The sequence below is a fragment of the Lacihabitans sp. LS3-19 genome (genome assembly GCF_024343575.1).
Taxonomy (GTDB): Bacteria; Bacteroidota; Bacteroidia; order Cytophagales; family Spirosomataceae; genus Leadbetterella.
This window is the reverse complement of sequence record NZ_RJUA01000001.1, coordinates 297,803-319,589: the sequence shown is the minus strand read 5'-3', so window position 1 is coordinate 319,589 and position 21,787 is coordinate 297,803. Positions and strand designations below refer to the sequence as shown.

Sequence of the window (21,787 nt, the reverse complement as noted above, 5' to 3'; positions counted from 1 at the left end):
ATTGGGAAATTGGTATATTAGTTTGCATTTGAAATCAATTTTGAGTTTACTAATTATCCATTATCGTTATTCTGTTTTTAAACTCTTCACAGGATTTACCATAGCGGCTTTAAGTGATTGAAAACTTACTGTTAACAAGGCAATAACTATAGTAAATACACCAGCTACAAAATAGGTCCACCAAGGCATAGAGATTCGAAATGTAAATCCTGCCAGCCACTGGTTTAGATAATACCAAGCAAGGGGTGCGGCGATTAAAAAAGCAATCAAAACCAATCGCAAAAAGCTAATAGAAAGCAAACTCATAATACCAGAAACCGAGGCTCCTAGTACTTTACGAACACCTATTTCTTTGGTTCTTTGCTCAGCGGTATAGGCAGCCAAACCAAACAGACCAAGACAGGCAATCATTATGGCAATAATAGAAAAGAACAAAACGATGTTAGACATTCGGGCCTCGTTGGCATACAACTGTGCCACGTAATCATTTAGAAAAAGATAGTCAAATGCCGAATTTGGAAGGTTTTCTTTGAAAATTGACTCGATCGTACTTACGTTTTCTTTAAGGCTTCCGCCCTCAAATCTTATCAAAAGATTTGGTCTGCCTTCTGAGTTGCTATTATGAAAGGCATAGGCTCCTATCGGTTTATGAAAATCCTCGAAATGGAAGTCTTCAACCACGCCAACTATGGTGGTATTGTTCCAACCAAAAAGACTATAAGCTGTTTTTCCGATTGCTTCTTCGGGTGAATATCCGTAAAATTTTATTGCAGATTGGTTGACCACAACTTGCACAGTGGTGTCAGTTTTCGAAACTTTATTTGGAAACGTAGTTCCTGCCAATAGTTTCATACCTAAGGTTTCTAAAATCTCTGGCGAAGCATGGTTGGTTTGTATTGCAAAATTGCTCTCAGGAGCTTCTGGTTTCGATAAAGTCCTTCCACTTGCTTGACCACCTGGATATGCTTGAGCTCTGGCTATGCTTTTTACAAAATTCTGGCTTTTTAATTGGTTCATCAGACCATCAATTTGCTCCTTACTTTCGGCACCTTCGGTAGACACACTTATAATCTGTTTTACGTCATAACCCAAGTTTTTGTTTTGCATAAAATGCAATTGACTATAAAAAACCAAAGTACATATAATGAGCACAATAGACGCGGAAAATTGAAGTACAACAAGACCTTTTCTGATAGTTTGAGCAGAAATAAAGGTGTTTTCTTTTCGGCCAAAAAGAGAAAGTGGAGAAAAAGAAGATATCAAAAGAGCTGGATAAGAACCCGCTAAAAAAGCTAATCCCAAGGTAGAAATTGCTATGGCTAAAAATACCTGAACATTTAAAAGTTCAGTAAAATGAATATTGCTTTCAGCTATAAAATTAAAAAATGGTAAAGCGACAATTAATATTATAATACCCACTATTGTGGCAAAAAGAACCATCAAAAATGACTCAACATAAAATCTCTTTATTAAGCTAAATCTAGTGGCACCCATTACCTTGCTCAAGCCTACTTCTTTTTGACTTTTTTGTGATTGTGCTGTGGCCAGGTTCATGTAATTTACACAAGCAATGATAAGTATTGCCAAAGCCAAAGCTATTAAGATTTTCACCTGTGTTATGTCCCCAATACGCGTTGTGCTTGATTCTGAAATGTGCGTAGAGTATAAATGCACTTTTTCTAAAGGTTGAATCCAAAACTTAAACCATCTTTCTCCTTCGGGCACATTGTTATAAAGAACCGTATTAAACTTTTTGGCTAAGGATATTAAGTCTGTAGCTGGATTTAAGAGGAAATAAGTCTCATAGCTGGCATTGCTCCAATGCAACTCTTTTGATGCCCATGCAATGGTCGAGAAAGACCCCAAGATTTCGGCATCCAATGTTGAATTGTTAGGAAAGTCATCATAAACTCCGCTCACTACTACTGTGTAGTCGCTGTCGATTTTCAGGCTTTTTCCAATGGCGTCTTTATCTCCAAAATACTTGTTGGCCGTTGTTTTACTAAGTATTACTTTATTCGGAGCATCTAAAGCAGTTTGGGGATTTCCTGACAATAATTTAATATCAAAAATATCAAAAACTCCAGCATCTGTCCAGTATACTTTCTTTTCTGAAAACTTATCCGTTTCGGTATTTACAAAAGCTGTTTTTCCAAACGAATGGCTTAAAAATCTGGTATAAGATTTAATTTCGGGCAATTCTTTTGCCATAATGGGCCCAGCAATATTAGGTACACAAGCCCATTCATAATTTTTGCCATCAAAACTGGCCGTTTGGCCTATTCTGACTATATTATCATAGTTTTTGTTGAATTTATCAAAAGACAATTCTTGCTTAATAAATATAAAAAGGAACAAGAAAATGGCTACTCCTACAGATAAACCGAAAATGTTAAGGATAGAATAAACACCGTTTTTCTTTAAATTCCTCCAAGCGATTTTAAAATAATTCTTTATCATAATTTTATAGTTTATAATTTCAATGCAGCTATTTTCTTTTATTAGAAAATTGACTTATTCTTTTGAACCAATAACCTCCCAATATCTATCGGGACACCAATAACTAATAGTTAAATTATTCTCCTCTTAAACTCTTCACTGGGTTAACCAAAGCGGCTTTGATACTTTGGTAACTTACAGTCAATATGGCAATCAATATAGCGATACTGGCGGCAGATGCATATACCCACCATGCAATGTTGATTCTATATGTAAAATCTTCAAGCCATTTGTTCATAACAAACCAACCTAACGGCAATGATAATAAAATTGATATTCCAACCAATTTTAAGAAATCGCTTGATAATCTGAAGGTTATCTGTCCAACGCTGGCTCCCATTACTTTACGTATGCCTATCTCTTTCACTCGCTTTTCGGCGTTAAAAGCCGCCAATCCGAATAAGCCCAAACAAGCTATGATGATAGATAAGATAGTAAAAGTGATGAATAGCTTCCCAAGTCTTTGCTCGGTATCATAAGTACTATTAAATGAATCGTCTAAAAAATACTGATTGAAAGGTTGCCCAGGTGCTACTTTTGCCCATGCTTGTTTTACGCCATCCAAAGTTTGTTTGAAATCGCCCGGCTGGATTTTTATGGTAAGTTTGTTGGCTCGTTTTCCCAAATACATACTCCAAGCTCCAATTTTATCTTTGAAAGAAGAAAAATGGAAGTTTTTAGCTACGCCAATTACGGTATAAAATATTCTTTCGTCTTTGTCCATTAGTTGTGAAAGCCTTTTTCCCAAGACTTCTTTTGGCGTAAATCCCAAAATAGCAACTGCCGATTCATTTAGGATTATTCCCGTAGAATCCGTGCTAAATTTTCTATCAAAATCGCGTCCAGCTATTATTTCTAGATCTAAGGTTTTACCATAATCATGATCTACCGTCCAAGCTTGCATTTGAACCGTTTTATCTTGGTTTTCAGAGCCTTCTAATTGGTAGCCATTGTCTGACCTGTTAGAAGGTGTAGGCAAATACGAACTTAAAGTCGCCGAACTCACATTGGGCAGTTTTTCCACTTCTTGTTTAAAAGATTCCACTTGATTACCAGCGGCGTATACATCGTCTACGACCAATAACTGCTCTTTGCTGTAGCCCAAATCTTTGTTTTGAATGTATTGAAGTTGCTGATAAACCACAAAAGTACTCACCATTAAAAACACCGAAATGGCAAACTGAAAAACTACCAAGGAATTACGGATTTTGCTTCCACCTAAACTGTTTTCTCCAGCAGACTTCAAGACTTTGATGGGTACAAATCTTGACAGAAAAAAAGCAGGATAACTACCTGAAAGCAAGGCAAGAAATACAGTAAAGATTATAAGTAAAATCCAGAAAATTGGGTTCAGAAAAGGCAAAGAAATAGATTTGCCGGAGAGTTGATTAAAAAACGGCATAGCTATTAGTGCAAATATTAAAGCTAAGCCTAATGATAGAAAAGTAACGACGCCTGATTCTGTCAAAAACTGTTTTATCAAGCCGAATTTATCAGAACCTAAAGTTTTACGAATACCCACTTCTTTGGCTCTTTTCATTGACTGAGCCGTGGAAAGATTCATGAAGTTTACCGAAGCTAAAATAATCAAGAAAATGGCAATGAACGAAAAAATATAAATGGTTTGTTTATCGATATTAGGATTCATCTCAGCTCCTCGATTAGAGGATAAATGCAAATCATTTAATGCCACCAATGAGTATTTTATATAATTGCCTTCTGCCTCAAAAGATTTTCGAGTAACACCTGGCATCAAACCTTGAGCAAATGGAACTACATATTTATCAAATAATTGATATAATGGAGGATTTAAATCAGTAGGTTTTGCATCGGGTTTTACTTTAATAAAAGTATTGAAATTATTGCTTCCCCAGTTTTGTAAAGCTTTAGATTCATCGTAGCCTTCCATAGCCATAAAAACAGAGTAATCTCTTAAAAATGAGTTTTTAGGTAAGTCTTCAATTACACCCGTTACTTTAAAAGTTTCATCGTTATTTATTAAAATACTTTGTCCCAAAGCCGGAGATTTCCCAAAGTGTTTTTCGGCGGCAGTTTTACTTAAAATTACCGTATTTGGATTCTTTAATGCGGTAGTTGCGTCTCCTTCAAGTAGTTTTAGGCCAAACATCTCCATGAAGTTAGCATCAGCAAAAGTGCTATGTTCTTCTTTTAAATTATCCAAAGAATTGCTTTTTCGGACCAACATACTTCCCCAAGTTCTGAACCGTGTGGCATCTTCAACTGGAGCATAGTCTTTTTTCAGGGTTGAAGCCATGGGTGCTGGAGTAGTAGAAAATTCCTGAGCCTGCCCGCCAAATTTTATGTCGGCATTTACTCTGTAGATTCTATCAGAATCGGCAAACATTCGGTCGTAACTAAGCTCGTCATATATGTAAAGACCAATCAGAAGTGCTCCAGCCATACCAATGGACAATCCAAAAGTATTTAGAAATGTAAAAAATGGTTGTTTTTTTAGACTTCGCCAGGCGATTTTTAAGGAATTGCTTTTCATAATTTTAATTTTTCGGAAATGAATATTATTGCTTTTTCCAGCACAACATCACGATTATTGATATAATCATTAACAGTAGGAATTATTTCAACATCTGGTTTTATGCCTACTCCTACAAAATCTCTTCCATCTGGATAGGTATCTTGTTTTGTACACACTCGGGCTCTACCTCCACCAGGTAAGTCAAAAAGGAACGGTTGGCCAGTACTACCAAATGTTCGCTCGCCAATTTTTGTAAAATGTTTTTGATTGTCTGCACTGATTAAAAAATCTTCGGCTGCTGAAGCCGTATTATGACCGATTAAAACCGCAGTCGGAACTACCAATCTTTTTTTATTTATTTTTATCTCAGTAGGTTCATAATCAAAGTCATAGAACATCTGGTCATGGTAATAAAGATAGCTTCTTTTTTTCCAATCGTTATTAATGGTATCATTTGGGGTAACATATTTCCCCCATGCTTTAAAAGCTGCCCGGTGTTCACGTGTTCTATAGCGAGAATGATGAAGAGACTTGTCATTGGTAAGATATTGCAAAATATCTGTGCCAATATTTGTACTACCTCCTCCATTATTTCTCAAATCAATTACAAGGCCTTTTGCTTTATAAATTTCGGGAAGATTTTTTTCAAATTCTCTATTGATTTTATTATTTCCAAATGAATTAAGGGCAATGTAAAGAATATCATTCTGATGCCATTTCATTTCAAATAAACTGTCATTTTTAAAAGGGGGAAACACATTGGTTTCTTCTGTTTTTGCGTGTTTTATGGTGATAATTTTTATTTTATTTTTTGGAGATTTTATTTTAATGGTATATGTTTGGTCCTCAAGGCCTTTTAAAAGACTATAAGCAGCTATATCTTCTAAAACATAATCTGTCGAAGAAGAAATAAAAGGTTTTACATTTTGGTCTAAATATTCGGCTGTGCTCAATCCATTTACTTCAATTATTTCACTACCAATGGTAATTTCATCTTTTTTACTTTCGTTTACACGCTCTATTATTACTTTCCCATCCACATTTTTTAGGAATAGGCGATACTCTCCAAACATTGTATTAAAAGTCAATGGCTCTAAAATATTTGGCATATATATGTTGGTATGTCCATCTTTTAGCAAAGCACAAAACCTTTGTAATTCTCTGTAATAATCATAATCATTTTTAGTTTCTTGTACTTTTAGTATATACTCTTTGTAAGCATTTTCCCACATTTTTTTATCAATTTTTTCAAGATAAACGAAGTTGTAATTTACCTCTTGCCAAAATTTTGAAAGTCCATAGACTTTATCTGTACTTGTCAAAGTATTGGGTATATTTTTTTGAGCATAGGAAAATACCGCCAAAAGCATAATCACTGAAATTAAAGAAGCAGTTTTTTTCATAATTTTATGTTGTTTTATTCCGTTTTCAAGCTCCTTATTGGATTTACATTTGCAGCCCTAAAGGCTTGATAGCCAACAGTAAAAAATGTAATAACAAGGGCAATACCACCGGCTAACAAGAACATCCACCCATGCAGAGCGGTTCTGTAGGTATAACTATCTAGCCATTGGTTCATTAAATAATATGCCAATGGTGTGGCCAATACAAAAGCGACAATGATTAATTTCAAAAAATCAACTGTAAGGTTTCCAATGATTTGAGAAACCGTGGCTCCTAAAACTTTCCTTACGCCTATTTCTTTGGTTCTTTGCTGGGCCATAAAAGCTGAAAGCCCAAATAACCCTAAGCATGAAATGGCTATGGACAAAAAACTAAACAACAATACCAGCTTGCCGACAAACAAAATACTTTGAAACTTTGCATTGAAGGTATCGTCTAAAAACTGATAGTTAAAAGGATAATCTGGGTCGATGGCTGCAAACTTATTCTTAATGGCTTCAATTTGAGTGTTATATGGTTGGTTATCGGTTAGCTTTATTGCAATACTGCCATAATCAGGAAATGAAGAATAACCATTGGGAAAAAGTATTAGTGGTTCGGGAATGCCATATACATCATTAAATACAAAATCTTGGGTTATGCCCACCACTGTGAGAGGTGGGTCATTGCCTCTTAGTATTACTCCCCCAACTTTTCCTTCTTTCCCCATAAATTTAGCCAAAGCCGGGTTAATAATAACATTTGCTTTTTCCTGGTCCACATTTTCATAAAATCCGCGACCTTGAGCTATTTTTATTCCTACCACGTCTAGGTAATTAGGAGTAATACCATTAAAAGTGATGAGCTCATCTTTAGTTTCTTCATGGCCTTTCCAATGGAATCCACCCCCGTTGCTATACATATTAAACAGCGTGCCAAAAGTCATGGCAGCATCATGTATAGTTTCTGAATTTTTTAAATCTGACCTGATTAAATCAAAACTTTTAGTGAGATTTGTTGAAACTGGCAACATCAAAATCCGGTCTTTATTAAATCCAAGATCACGGTTTTTGGTATGATTAATTTGATTAGATACAACTATGGTGGCAATAATGATAACGATGGAAATACTAAATTGAAAAACCACTAAACCTTTCCTTATAAATTGGCTGCTTGGGTTACCTTTTATTTTCCTGTTTAGTGCCTCTATAGGATTAAATGAGGAGAGAAAAAAAGCTGGATAAGTACCCGCCAACAAGCCGCAGAAAATTCCGATTAAAGCAAAATACAAAATGTGTGTTGGTTGAAATAGGTTCAGCTTCAAAGGTACATCTATCATTTGCCCAAAAACTGGTACCAACAAGAATAATAAAATAATGGAAACAGCAACCGAAAACAGCGAAATAAGTGTACTCTCAGCAAAAAATTGAACTATCAACTCTCTTTTGCTGATGCCTATAGCTTTTTTGAGTCCGATTTCTTTGGCTCTTTTTTCACTTTTAGCAGTGGACAAATTCATGAAGTTGATGCAGGCAATTAGTAAGATTATTATGGCTATAATAAAAAACAATTTAACAAATTTTATGCTGCCCTCTGAAGGTATTTCAAGGCCGTTTTTAAAAGTATTATACCAACCCAACTTGGTATATGGATACAAAAAAACCGAATGATTAACTTTTCCACCTGACTTGTTGGATATCAAATTTTTGATTTGAGTATTGACTTTTTGGTAATCAACACCTTGATTCAACAACACGTAAGTACGCATACCGCAGGTTCCCCAATGGCTCCAAGTAGTTTTAAAATCATCATTTAGAAATTGATTTCCAAGTGAAATGACCCATTCGGGGTTCATGGTCATATTTTCAGAAACATGCTCAAAAACACCTGAAACTACAAAATTTTGAGATTTATTGAGGCTTACACTTTTACCTATTGGATTTTCAGAGCCAAAAATCGCCTCAGCCATTTTTTTCGAAATTACTACTCGATCATTGGTTCCTAGCCATTTTTTATCTAACTGATCTATAAAGGGAAATTTAAATAAACTGAAAAAGTTACTGTCAGCATAAACCCCTTCAAAACTGATATTCTTTTCTTTAAATCCAAAAACACCTCCCGAATACATGATTCGACTTGATTCTTTTATTCCTGGCACTTCTTTATCCAAAACTGGCCCTAGTGGCCCACTTGTGGCACTCATTGTATATGTATCATCGCCGTAAGCTTGATTGTTTTTGACTTGATACAAATTTTCAGAATCAGGCAAAATACGGTTGTAATGATAGGTATGTTCAATCCACAAAAAAATAAGGGTAGCACTTACTATTCCTAGCGAAAGGCCAGTAATGTTAATTAGGCTAAATGATTTGTTTTTAGCTATATGACGCCACGAGGTAGAAAAATATCTTTTAAACATAGTTTTACTTTTTTATTCCTGTTTGTTTCACCTTATGATTTTAGGTTCAAATAAATCTCCTCATTTCTTTTATTTATTCCGTTTTCAGACTTTTCGTCGGATTCATCAGTGCCGCTGCGGTGGATTTGTACCCAACCGTTAATACAGCGATAAGAACCGAACTAGCCAAACTTACCGCAAATATTTCCCAGCCTATCGAGATACTATATTGGTAATCTTGGAGCCATTTATCCATAGCCCACCATGCCACAGGAGCAGCAATTATAAAAGCAACTACGATTAATTTGGAGAATTCTTTTCCGAAAAGTCCTAAAATACTGCCGATAGAAGCACCAAGTACTTTTCTGATTCCGATTTCTTTGGTCTTTTGATTGGCCATAAAACTAACCAAGCCAAACAAGCCCAAGCAACCTATCAAAATAGCAACAATAGCAAAAAAGTTAACCAATTTGCCCATGGTCAATTCATTCTTATAGGTATTGGCCACTTGTACATCAACAAAACTCGAATTGAAAAAACTTTCAGGATAGACCTGGTCAAATGCGGCATTGATGGCCTCGAGGGTAGGCTTAAAATTGCCAGTATTTAATTTGATATTTGCAAAATAGACGTTTGACATTTTTGAGGTCATTGTGAGTGGATCTATTTCTGAACTAAGACCTCGCATGTGAAAATCCTTGATTACACCTACAACAGGTAATTTCTTACCACGAATATCAATCGTTTTGTTTATAATATCTTCTGGTTTTTTGAGTCCCAATTTTTTAACCATCGTTTCGTTGACCAAGTACTCTCTAGCGGAGTCTGATGGAAGAATATTTCGACCTGCCACCAACTCGATTTTGTACATATCCAAGTATTCGGCATCTATGTCTTTGATATTTGTTCCCCATTCTTCAGAATCTGGTCGATTATCAAATACGATAGATGTATTGCTCGTCCAGTTTGTCATTGGAGCCCCACTCATAGAATAGGAGAATTTGTCAACACCCGCCAGACTTTGCACTTTATTTTTAAAAGTGCTCATTTTCACCAAATCCTGCTCTGGAGTGAAAGGCAACTGAACAGTAACCACAGCTTCTTTTTTGAATCCAAGGTCTTTATTTTGGAAATAGGTTAACTGACTTGCAACCACAGCCATGCCAATGATAAGCATTTGAGAAATAGCAAACTGTGTCACTACCAATCCTTTGCGTACGTTTATTCCGCCGAGTTGTTGGGTTGAAATTTTGCCTTTTAAAGCAACCACAGGCTGAAAACCCGAAAGAATCATGGCAGGATAAGCACCTGAAAACAGAATAACAAAGAGAACAATCCCGATTAAATAAAACAATAAAACAGGACTATATAAGAAAGTAAACTTGAAAATTCCGTCTAAATTATTTTGAATAAGGGGTTGTGCAATTAAGAAAAGTAAAACCGAGATAATAATTGAAAAAATAGTTATTAAAGCAGTTTCAAATATAAATTGCCAAAATAATTGGGCCTTTGTACTACCCATAACTTTGCGTACGCCTACTTCTTTGGAGCGTTTCATGGCTTGTGCCGTGGCCAGATTTACAAAATTTATACAAGCAGTTATGATCAAGAACAGAGCAATTAGCAATAGCGTATAAATTAGTTTTTTATCTACGTTACCGATGTCTGTATTAAAATGATTATCAAGTAGATATGACATCGTAAAGCGAGTGTCCTTTACACCATCTGGCTTATATTTTTTGATAAAACCCAACATTTGCTTATCCCACATCGCCTTTGTGAATTTTTGATTCAAAGACACAAAACACTGGGTCGAACTGTTGATACTTCCAAAATCTTTATTTAATTCTCCACCGAAAAATTCCTTTAAAGAGGAATAGGAAATAAATATTTGAAAAGGAAAATCGGTATTGTCTTCGTAATCTTCAAAAACGCCATCTACTTTGGCATTCAGTCGTCCATCGTATTTTAATACTTTACCAATACAGTCGGTGGTACCAAAAAACTTCTCTGCATATTTCCTGCTTATTACCGCATGGTTTGGCTCATTTAATGACACAGGGCCACCTTCAATCCATTGGTAATCAAATATTTTGAAATAATTTGCATCAGCAAAAGCACCACGCTCATCTAGATCGAATCCCGTTTTTTTAAACTTCTTGGTTTGACCATTTTCGGTAATCAAAACCATGGGATTGTATTGCTCTTCAATCATGGCCAACTGCTCGATTTCTGGATATTCGTTTTTCATGGCTTGCCCGAAAGGATAAGGTACACCTGTTGTACTTCCATCTTGGTTGCCATTGGCGTCTACCCAATTGGTTGTAACCCGATAAATATTGGCAGCATTTTTATGGTGCTTATCAATCCCGAAATGATATCTGACTAAGGCAAAAATCAAAAACGCAGAAGTAAGCCCGAGCGAGAGCCCAGCAATATTTATAAGCGTATAGGAACGATTTTTCAATAAATTCCTAAAGGCGATTTTTAAATAGTTTTTAAACATTTTTATAGCTTTTTCATAATTTGTGACTCGGAAGGCAAACAGCTTTTAGCTTTGGGTCAAAGATTCAATACTTTCATTTTAAAATTCTGTAAAGTGATGAATAAGCATAAGCTTTTACACATGAAAGTTCTCCGTAACTATCTTACCGTCAAATAGATTGACAATACGATGAGCAAAACTAGCATCATATGGCGAGTGCGTTACCATAGCTATTGTGGTGCCTTCAGCGTTGAGTTCCATCATAAGCTTCATTACTTCTTCTCCATTGGTTGAATCCAGGTTACCCGTTGGCTCATCGGCCAATATCAACTTAGGCTTGGCTACTACGGCTCTTGCTATAGCAACACGCTGCTGCTGTCCTCCAGATAACTGTTGGGGAAAGTGATTACGGCGATGCATCATATTCATACGCGTTAGAGCTGATTCCACCATTATTTTTCTTTCAGCAGTTGGAGTTTTTAAATATAAAAGCGGCAATTCTACATTTTCGAAAACAGTCAACTCATCTATCAAATTAAAACTTTGAAATACAAAGCCGATGTTTCCTTTACGATGCTGAGCTCGCTGACGTTCGCTCATTTGTGCTACTTCGGTGTCGTAGAAAGTGTAGCTTCCTTCGCTCGGATTGTCAAGCAATCCAATGATATTAAGCAAGGTAGATTTACCGCATCCCGACGGACCCATAATGGCTACAAATTCACCATCTTTGATTTCTAAATCTATGCCGTTTAGGGCGGTAGTTTCGATTTCTTCAGTGCTGAAGACTTTTTTTAAGTTACTGATTTTAAGCATATTTTATTCCCTAATCCTCATCTGAGGAACGCCAGGGTAGGCGTTGTTTTTATTTCAAAAGTTTTATATTCTATTTTGTTATTCTGATTATTAATTTGACAGAAATTTTCAACAATTAAATCCGTGTCCAATCTTTTAAATCAGTGTTCCAATAAGCTCCTTAAAACACCAACACTTCTTTCTCTCCAAAATTCTCATAACCACTTGTTATCACTTTCTCACCTGATTTCAATCCGCTCAACACTTCGAAATATTCAGGGTTTTTACGTCCAAGGCTAATGTTTCTTTTCACTGCTCTTTTTCCTGAAGCATCAACAACATAAATCCAGTTGCCCCCTGTATCTGAGAAAAATCCACCAACCGGAATCAAAACTGCTTTTTCAGCTTTGCCAAGTTCTAACCTTACTGGTGAAGATTGACCTCTTCTAATACCATCTGGAGATTTGCCTGTAAAAGTCAAATCAACTGCGAAACGGCCACTTTTTACCTCAGGATAAACTTTTATGATTTCTATCTCGTGCGATTTTCCGTTGAACTCAAAACTTCCTCTAAGTCCTGGAAATATCCTAGAAATATAATGCTCATCGATATCTGATCGCATTTTGAAACCATCCAAATCATCAATCTGACCTATATTTTGCCCTTGGTTGATGTTTGATCCCACTTCTACATCTATAGATGACAAAAGTCCGGAAACGGGTGCTTTTACTACGAGATTTTCTAAAGTTTCTCTCCAAAGGTCTACATTACGTTGTGTTCTTTGTAGTGTGCCTTCCAACTGTTTGATCTGTAGATTTGAGCTTTCTTCTTGATATTTTTGAGATTCTATTTCAATTCCTCTTTGGCTAACATAACGCTCATATTCTCTTTTAGATTTTTGAAAATCTGACTCAGAAATCACATTATCTTTAATGAGTTTTTTATTGCGTTCGTAGGCATCTTTGGCCTGTTCCATTTGAAACTCCAGCTCAGAAAGCGTTTTCCTCAAGGTGAATTTCTCCACTTTCAATCTTTGTCTGGTATTTTGCAGGTCGTTTACCAATCTGTTTGCCTCGGTTTCTGACTGAAGGAAATTTAACTTTAATTGTTGATTCTCAAGCCTTAAAATGATTTCTCCCTTCGCTACTCTTGTACCGCCTTCTACCAGTTTTTGGGTTACGTAGCCACCTACAATGGCATCTAATTGAATGGTTTTTAGAGGTTGTACAGCACCTTGTACTATAATAAACTCATCAAAGTTTCCTTCTTTTACATCAGAAATAGTGATTTTTTCAGCGTCTACGTTAAGTTTTGATCTTTTATCTGAAAAGAATACCAAATAGCTTATGAAAGCTACCAATGCCACACCGATTATTGTGAGTGTTATTTTTTGTTTGTTCCAGAATTTTTTCGGCTTTATTACGTCCATTATCTTTCGTTTATTTCATTTGTGTTTTATAATATTCCTATTTCGTGCCAAAAATACAACACACTTATAATCAATAATTTATTAAATAACAGAAAGACAATTTTGTCCATTTTCGGACGTGTTTTGTCCGTTTGCGTTGGGAATTTTTTGGAGATAAAAAGGCTGTTAAAAAGAAAAAATAAGGGAAGTATGCATCAGAAGTACAACTAAGGCTATTATTTTTTCAAGAAACTAAAAGTGGGGGGAAGACTTCTAAGAAAAGTTGAGAATGATAAGTACTTTTTGTAAAATAAACATGTATTCGAAATCCAACTCCGCATGAGGGATCGTCGCGGAGCTCTTTGTGGCCTGGCCTTGGCCGGACACAAAAGCGGGATCAGAGAGCCCGACCCTGGCACATGTAGCGATAGCGGAATGTGTCAGGGGCATGCCCGAAAGAACAATTGCAGTGATGATTTCTTTAATAACAAGTCCTTATTTCGGCTGTAAAAACATTATTTACGCTACTGTAACTGTCTGAGGCTTTTATCATAAAACCGGGGCTTAGGGTTATAGAAGAAGATGCCTGAAAATGATTTGTTCTGCCATATTGAATACTATTGGCGGCATCAATACTGCCTAGGCTTGATTGTGAACTTGACCTGAGTCTTGAAAATTGACTGAATGAAACGTCTGTGAGTTCACATGGTTTATAATGGAAAAACTCTCTGCCGTTAATCTTGTTGTCGGCTGAAAAATATAGTGTTCCATTAACAAAAAAAAGGTTAAAAGGATTGGAGCTATTTATTTCTGTCACGAAGTCATCTGCTACATTATAAGCCAAGACTGTTCCACTTTCTGTACCGTCTGTTTTCCAAAGTTCTCGGCCATGGTGTGCGTCTTCTGCAGAGAAATAAAGGGCGTTGTTAACTATACAAAAATCTGATGGAGTGCTACTATAAATACCATAATGGATGTCTTTTACCATATATGTACCTACTTCGGTTCCATCACTACGCCAGAGTTCGAAGCCGTTTGTGCCGTCGTCGGCGGTGAAATAAAGGATGCCGTTAAGAAAAATCAGTTGATTGGGCGAACTTGAGCCTGTTGGATGGATGTTTTTTACTAAATGCGTATTGGCGTTTGTTCCGTCTGTAATCCATAGCTCCCTCCCTGAGGTTTTTGTAGTTGCAGTAAAAAATATATTTGAACCAGACCCTTTTATAAAATCACTTGGACTAGAACTATTTATTCCTCCAGCTATATCTTTTACCAGACTTATGGTGTTTCCGTCAGAAGAATAGAGTTCGTATCCTGTATTATAGTTTGTATACATTCCGAAAATAAGCTTGGAGCCATTATTAATAATTTTAGAATTTGGGTCGGCTGAGCTATTGAAACCATTAAAGTTTTGTACTATGGTGGTATTAGCAGCAGTACCGTCAGATTTCCATAACTCTACTCCCTCTGAGGGCGTATTTGCCCAGAAATACATATTGCTGTTGAAGCTGACCAATGAACTTGGAAAACTGTCGCCACTTGGGTTAATATCTTTTACTTTTACGGTACCTGCTGAGGTACCGTCAGATTTCCATAGCTCTATGCCATCTGTATCTTCAGCCGCAAACATAAAATGTGTACTATTTAATGCCGTCAAATGTGCAGGATTACTGCTGTTTTGAACAGAACCGGTGGTTCCTGCATATATGTCCTTCACATTATAGGGCTGATAATAAGTTTCGTTATCTACATATAATTCTTTGCCCCATGAAGACTCTCCGCCAAAATATATTTTGCCATTAAATGCCAGGTAATCAGAAACGTTTTTAATTTTTAAATTCCAAGAATTGCCTGGATTGACAGCCGTATTTATTCTAAAAAATGATTCATTGAAACCAGAGTATCCATTATAATAAACGGAGTTGTTGAGGATTCCGATTTGATCAGGTGAAGTTCCGTTGTTTATCCCAATAAAACTACTCAAACGAACCGTTCCAGTAGTGGTACCATCTGACTTGTATAAGCCAAAGCCATTTTGGCCATTTGTTGCCGTAAAATATACCTTGTTGCCACTTTTGATATAGTTTGAGGGTGAACTATCAAATATGCCAGTTCTTATGTCTTTCAGGAGGGTGGTTGTTGCGGCTGTACCTCCAGACTTCCAAATTTCATCGCCAAACTCTCTCGTTCTGATATTGAAAAAGACATCAGAGGTGCCATTTTCGAAAAAAGAAATTTGGCTATTCAGTCCATTGCCATTATCAAAATATTCATAACTTTTTAGTAAAACTGTGCCAGCGTTTGTTCCATCGGATTTATAGATTTCTTCACCTTTTCCAGATGCTGATTTAACAAAATATAAGGAGCCATTTAATGCTTTTAATTTAGAACCAGAATGGTTTAGTGCTAACACCGTTCCGGCAGCTGTGCCATCTGTTTTATATATACTGCTATTGGAAGAAAAATATAAAAGTCCGTTTAATGTGGTGTAAAATATAGGATGGGAACTTTGGCTGCCGGGTTGTAAATCTACGACCATTTGAGTACCTGCAACAGTGCCGTCTGATTTCCACAGTTCGAAACCTGAAATGCCATCGTTTCCTAAAAAAAACAAATTGCCATTGTGTTCATAAAATAATGCAGGGAAATATGATCCAAAGTTTTTCAGTGGTATAGTTCCGAGTGTGGTTCCATCAGAAGACCATAAAGTGAATTCATTTAAACTGTAGGTTTGAGAAACAAAAAAAAGTTTGGTTCCTGCTTTAAAAAGTTTAGAGATAGACCCAATATCGGAATCATTATATATAGATTTGACAAATACAGTATTTCCTGTAGGGTAGTTACCATCTGTTTTCCACAATTCGATGCCATTTCTTGCCGAAAAAAACATTTGATTTCCAACAACCGTCAACTCCTTCGGCTGAATTGCTTGGGTACCAGGATAGATATCGAAATATACACTTGTACCTACTGGTGTGCCATCTGAACTCCAAAGTTTTGCACCTTGCGGCGTGTAATTTACAAAAAAAGCCAGATTGTTGAAAAAAGTTAGCTCACCAATTGAACTAGCATTTAGGTTTGTATTTATATCTGTAATACGGGTGGAATTGCCAGTAGCTTCATCATATTTCCATAGTTCTCTGCCATTAAACTCGTCATTGGAAGGAAAAAGTATAATATCCGTTCCGCTCGTATTAAGCTTTACAATTCTATCAATATCAGTATAATTTCCAAAATAATTGCCTTCGTAGACCAAACTCGGACTCTGACCAAAAACAGGGATACCCTGACCATAGACAGAAAGAATAATTGAGAAAAAGGCTAAAAATAAAATATTTTTCATGTCAATAATACTTGTAATTTTCAATCAATATGTTTTTGACTTTCATAAGAATAGAATTACCAAAATCTAAAAAAATCAGTGAGATAAATTTTCCAGTTTAAGCATTAACAATCTCATCCAGTTTCATTTTAAAATCCTTCCTTTTTCTTCGAGAAATTTTTAGCTCTAGATTGTTTTTTAGCTTAGCAAAAAGGAAATTTTTTTCATCATAACTTTTCAAATAATTGAAATTAATAACTGAAGATCTGTTAATTCTAAAAAAATTCTCAGAGTTGAACCTCTCTTCCAGCAAGCCCAAATGTGTGGAAGTCAAAATCACCTGACCTGTACTCAAAAGAGTTTTGGAATAATTGTCTACCGCAAAAAGTGCAACCACCTGGATCGGGTTTACTTTTGTTCTACTGCCAATTTTTACAAGGATGTTTTTCATGGAAATTTGTACTTTGATGTTTCACTCTTAATTTTCTTGTACAAATTTCTGAATTAAACATACCTAAGTAAATAGCGAATGTTCGCTATATTTTATGAAAAAATATAACTGAGAATCAATTTCTGAGAAGTCGATTTTAAGTCCTATTAGACTTTCAAAAAAAGCCCTTGCTTTTTAAATTGAAGACAGTTTTTTATAAAGAATCTTTATACCAACCTCTCTCTTATGGCTTTTGAAATGGCTTCTTGTGAAGAGTTTACGTGCAGTTTTTCATATACTTTTCTAATGTGTGCATTCACGGTATGATAGCTGATTGTGAGGCTTTCGGCTATCATTTTATAACTTTGACCATCGACGAGGCACCTCAAAATATCCTTTTCTCTTGGCGATAAATCATAGAATTCTGTTTGGGTTTGAAATTGATTTTGAAAGAGCGTCAAAACCTGTCTAGCTATGGAGGGAGTCATAGGCGAACCGCCGTTTTTTATCTCCTCCAATGCTGCCAACAAGTCATTTGGCGAGGTCCCTTTTAAAATATAGCCACTAGCACCTGCACAAATAGCCGCAAAAACACTCCCGTCGTCTTCAAAAACCGTATGCATAAGAATTTGAATTTCAGGGTATTTTGCTTTAATCTCTTTTACGGCCTGAATACCCGATACCTCTGGCATTTTAATATCCATTATGATAATATCTGGCGTGCTTTTATTTACTTTTTTGACGGCGTCAATGGCATTATTAAAAGTCCCAACGATATAAAAACTTGGATTGTCTTTTAAAAAAAATGTGAGGCTTTCAAGAAAGCTTTTGTTGTCATCAAAAATAGCTATTTTTGTCATGTAATCATTGTTTTAAATTCTGAATTAAACCATCGGAATGGCAATCCTAAGTTTAAGGCCATTTTCATTTATAAACTCAACAGTACCGTTGAGACTTAAAATTCTTTTTTGAATATTTATCAATCCATTTCCACTAGAAGCCTCACCTATATCAAATCCCTTCCCATTATCTTTCATTTGGACGAGAAGCCAACTCCCCTCTGACTTTATGATTATTTCTACTTCTGTAGCATGGGCGTGTTTCAATATATTGTGGATGGATTCCTTCATTACCAAAAAAAGGTTACGCTGTATTTCCAGGCTTAACTTTAAGTCCTTTTTGGTTTTTTGAACAAACTTCAGCTTAACCTCACTCGGGGACAAGAAGTCATTAGCCAAGTTTTTTACTTTCAGAAAAAAATCTACGGCATCATCATTTTCGGGTTTTATGGTCCATATAAGTCCCCGCATAGTCTGTACCATCAGCTTGGAGTCTTCTAATATTTTTCCCAGAATCATTTCTACATCAGAACTTTTGGACTCTTTTAAACGCATTTGAGCTATTTCGGTCAGAAAGCTAATGTTGGCAAGTGTTGATCCTACGTCGTCATGAAGATCTGACGAAATCTCATTTCTTACGGTTTGGAATCTATTCTGTTGCTTTAGTCGAGCTGTTTGAAAAAAATAAAAAATTATTCCAGCAATTAACATTAAATACCCAACAATAGAGACCGCAAACCAAGGTCTCTGCCAAAAAGCCTCCTCAATTTCAAAATTCAAACTAGCAATCTTATCTGGAAACCTCATGTTCCTTACCTTAAATTGGTATTTCCCGCCAAACAAATTTGTATAATTATAAACCGTTTGACTTCCGACATTTATCCACTTATCGTCAAACCCCGTTAACATTATCTCATAAACTGGGCTTAATGTATCAGATAAGTCTATATACGAAACAATTAAATGTGACTTTCTATAATCTAGCTTTAGTGGCTTTTCTGAAATAATATAGGAAGAGTCATTAAAAGTATCTGAACTCCTAAAACTGGTAATTTTGACTTCCTGACTGAAAGATTTTAGAGAAATAAAAACAAGAGCAATAAGTAAAAATTTAGCCATTCTTCAATTATTGAAATCTTTGATTTTCTCGAAATTTGGCTTTTGTTCTTTAGAAGCTACATAAAAAACATACGCCAAAAAAGTATAATAAACTAGACCGACAACTGGGTTTGCTTTATACCAAATAAGATTAAAAATTCGCTCATTTAGGTATTTATAAAAATAGCTTGAGGCGAAGTTTATGACAACGTCATAAAAGGAATAAAATAGGTGAATACCCAGAAAATACTTTAAAGAAAGATCCAATTTTGAAATAAGCCTAAAAGCCAAGATGCAAGCCACAATATTAAAAAAATCGATAAATATATAAGGCAAAATATTCATCTCCTTGAAACCCGTTTTATAATAATCATAAGATAAAAAAATGACTATAAAAATGGGAAAAAGCAAGATCACATTTTGAAGCCTTCTAAGAAGAATAGAAAAAAATAGAGGGAAACAAATACCTGAAATTAGAATTGAATAATAATAGAAATAATGAGTATTGAAGTGTTTTGATAAAACATCAACATTAGAAATCAACATCAACAAATTGCCCAAAAATAAACTAAGCCAAAGCACCTTAAAGTAAACCTTTAACTTTTTAAAAAAAACAAACCCCACCAAAGTAGGTAGCATACTATAAAATGCAGAAAACGTAAATAAGTCAAATTTAATGCTACCTAATGTCATTGTGGACAGTTGTTGGGACAGGGTCTTATGGTCCAGTGGCCAGAAGGTAAGTTTATACATGTTGGAGGCCCAGATCCACCAATAGTAGATAAATACCGTGGACTAACTGAAGATTTGGTGAATACCGAACCAATAGTATTACTTTCCACATTTGAAAAATAAGGCTTATCAACAGCCACAAGCTCTGGTTTTTCTTTTGTACTGCCATAAGTGCCATGATAGCCAATATACAAGTACATACTAGTGTAAGGATACTGAAAAATATGATGACCTAGATTGTCTTTACCAATAAAATACCCCCTTTTGTTGTTATTAAACTTTTCTATCAATGGGTCAGTTAATGACATTCGCGTCCAAGTCCCTAAGTCTCTATTGGTACATTTAAAAAAATATTTGGTTTTATTTTTGTTGAAAAACCTCACATTTTCGGTTTGACAATTAGAACTGGACCATACTCTCTCAACTACAGCCAAAGCAATGATTAACTCTTCTTCAGGCAAAATACTTGAGGTACTATTGGGTCTAACTATACCCACAAAAACACCATCAATGGCATTGATATTAGCTTGAATAGTTTGCATAGGTTCACTTACATTGTTGTTCAATCTAAAATGATTTTTGGCAAAATACAGCGGATTATCAGAATATTTAAGATGAGTTAATGAGTCAAAATATATAGGTACGGGATAGGGTGGAGTGACGTTTGCAATCTTATGATCAATAAGACCATTTTCCCATGGACTATTGGTTTGACCATCTGCAGTGGCCAGTTCAAAGTGTGAATTAACCGCCATGTCTTGCTGTTTAAAATCCGCACAAGCTGAAAATAAAACAATCGCCAATAATATCGCTAAACCTTTCATAATCATATTTTTAGTTTTCTCTAAATTATAAACAAATAAATTCATTATGCTAATTTTTATATGAAAATATGCAATGTTTTTGAGGTAATGGTATTTTCAATAATTGTAACTACATTTTTTTATTTAATTGCCGTAATATGAAAATCAATTGCTGGTTGGACAGAACTCGAGGAAGTGACATTACAAATTCTAATTCCAACCTCTCCAGTAGAAGAATACCTTGCATAGGCAATAAATAATCCATTGGCCAAGGCTCCCTCTGGAGATATATGAAAAGTAGATTGAGGAGAAATATTATTCATATCAGCATATACAGCTGAGCAACTATTAGGCGATACCGTAAAAGTGGGAATTGAAACTGTTTCTTTAATTATGCTTTTTATCCCTGTACCAAAAGTACCAACAAAAACTAATCCCCCGCCTTTAGCGAGACTTACATCTTTATTGGAATTATAATTTATAAAAATAGGAACATCTGAATCTATTTCATTACCATCCAGAATCATGTTGGCTCCCGGACTACTGATTTTTAGCGATGCGGTAGTTCCATTATTTTCTCCACCTACTAAATGTAATTTAGAATCGGGACTAGATGTATTAATTCCTACATTTCCATTATTTGAAATAATCATCCGCTCCAGCATAGCATTCGTTCCATTTGCATTGGTCCAAAACCTCATTTGGGAACCGGTACTACTGCTGTTCCAGTTTTCGCTTGCCGTAAAGTCAATTCTGGCTTTGGCATTTGTAAATGCGAATCCATTATTTCCTGCACCTTCCATCCGAAGTAAGGTATTATCTAACAATGTTGCTGTGGGACTTAAAAAAGACCCATTGTGTCTGAGTCCTACAATCTCAATTACTGCATTAGATTGAATATAAATGTTGTTTCCAGCATTTTGCATATTAATTGTATTGTTTGGCGTTAATTCTATACTTTGTGATAAAGCGAAAAAATGAACAAATACAAAAATCGATAAAAATAGGACTTTGGTTTTCATGATATTTATAAATTAAATTTAACGAATAAAACGCTATTTGAAACTATTATATATTCAAAAAACAAATGCTTAAATTTTGAGA

13 protein-coding genes are annotated in these 21,787 nt (G+C 35.4%); all 13 read right to left on the bottom strand.

All coding sequences use genetic code 11. From position 1 onward, the window contains the following. Positions 1-66: 66 nt before the first annotated feature. Positions 67-2,460: an ABC transporter permease gene (locus tag EGI22_RS01255; protein WP_255065816.1), complete on the bottom strand. Its 2,394-nt coding sequence runs from the start codon at positions 2,458-2,460 to the stop codon at positions 67-69. A 115-nt stretch (positions 2,461-2,575) separates the two neighbouring features. Next, positions 2,576-5,011, bottom strand: coding sequence for an ABC transporter permease (locus EGI22_RS01250; RefSeq protein WP_255065815.1), 2,436 nt, complete (start codon positions 5,009-5,011; stop codon positions 2,576-2,578). Beyond that, entirely contained in the window at positions 5,008-6,396 is a 1,389-nt protein-coding gene (locus EGI22_RS01245; protein ID WP_255065814.1) for a S41 family peptidase, read from the bottom strand. The genes EGI22_RS01250 and EGI22_RS01245 overlap by 4 nt, the downstream gene beginning before the upstream one ends. A 14-nt stretch (positions 6,397-6,410) precedes the next feature. Beyond that, on the bottom strand, positions 6,411-8,795 hold the full coding sequence (locus tag EGI22_RS01240) for an ABC transporter permease (protein ID WP_255065813.1): 2,385 nt from the start codon (positions 8,793-8,795) through the stop codon (positions 6,411-6,413). Between the two features lie 73 nt (positions 8,796-8,868). After that, the gene (locus tag EGI22_RS01235) at positions 8,869-11,280 is read right to left on the bottom strand and encodes an ABC transporter permease (protein WP_255065812.1); all 2,412 of its coding nucleotides are present in this window, start codon (positions 11,278-11,280) and stop codon (positions 8,869-8,871) included. Positions 11,281-11,394: 114 nt separating this feature from the next. Further along, positions 11,395-12,072: an ABC transporter ATP-binding protein gene (locus tag EGI22_RS01230; RefSeq protein WP_255065811.1), complete on the bottom strand. Its 678-nt coding sequence runs from the start codon at positions 12,070-12,072 to the stop codon at positions 11,395-11,397. 160 nt (positions 12,073-12,232) lie between these two features. After that, entirely contained in the window at positions 12,233-13,480 is a 1,248-nt protein-coding gene (locus EGI22_RS01225; protein WP_255065810.1) for an efflux RND transporter periplasmic adaptor subunit, read from the bottom strand. A 460-nt stretch (positions 13,481-13,940) separates the two neighbouring features. Then, positions 13,941-16,826 (bottom strand): ELWxxDGT repeat protein, encoded by a 2,886-nt coding sequence (locus tag EGI22_RS01220; RefSeq protein WP_255065809.1) that lies wholly within the window; start codon positions 16,824-16,826, stop codon positions 13,941-13,943. Positions 16,827-16,899: 73 nt separating this feature from the next. Continuing rightward, the gene (locus EGI22_RS01215) at positions 16,900-17,232 is read right to left on the bottom strand and encodes a LytTR family DNA-binding domain-containing protein (RefSeq protein ID WP_255065808.1); all 333 of its coding nucleotides are present in this window, start codon (positions 17,230-17,232) and stop codon (positions 16,900-16,902) included. A gap of 206 nt (positions 17,233-17,438) precedes the next feature. Then, complete coding sequence (locus EGI22_RS01210) at positions 17,439-18,071, bottom strand: response regulator transcription factor (RefSeq protein ID WP_255065807.1); 633 nt, start codon at positions 18,069-18,071, stop codon at positions 17,439-17,441. Between the two features lie 24 nt (positions 18,072-18,095). Beyond that, on the bottom strand, positions 18,096-19,169 hold the full coding sequence (locus EGI22_RS01205; RefSeq protein WP_255065806.1) for a triple tyrosine motif-containing protein: 1,074 nt from the start codon (positions 19,167-19,169) through the stop codon (positions 18,096-18,098). Positions 19,170-19,837: 668 nt separating this feature from the next. Further along, positions 19,838-20,704 (bottom strand): hypothetical protein, encoded by an 867-nt coding sequence (locus tag EGI22_RS01200; RefSeq protein WP_255065805.1) that lies wholly within the window; start codon positions 20,702-20,704, stop codon positions 19,838-19,840. A gap of 119 nt (positions 20,705-20,823) precedes the next feature. Beyond that, positions 20,824-21,705, bottom strand: coding sequence for a hypothetical protein (locus EGI22_RS01195; protein ID WP_255065804.1), 882 nt, complete (start codon positions 21,703-21,705; stop codon positions 20,824-20,826). Positions 21,706-21,787: the final 82 nt, after the last annotated feature.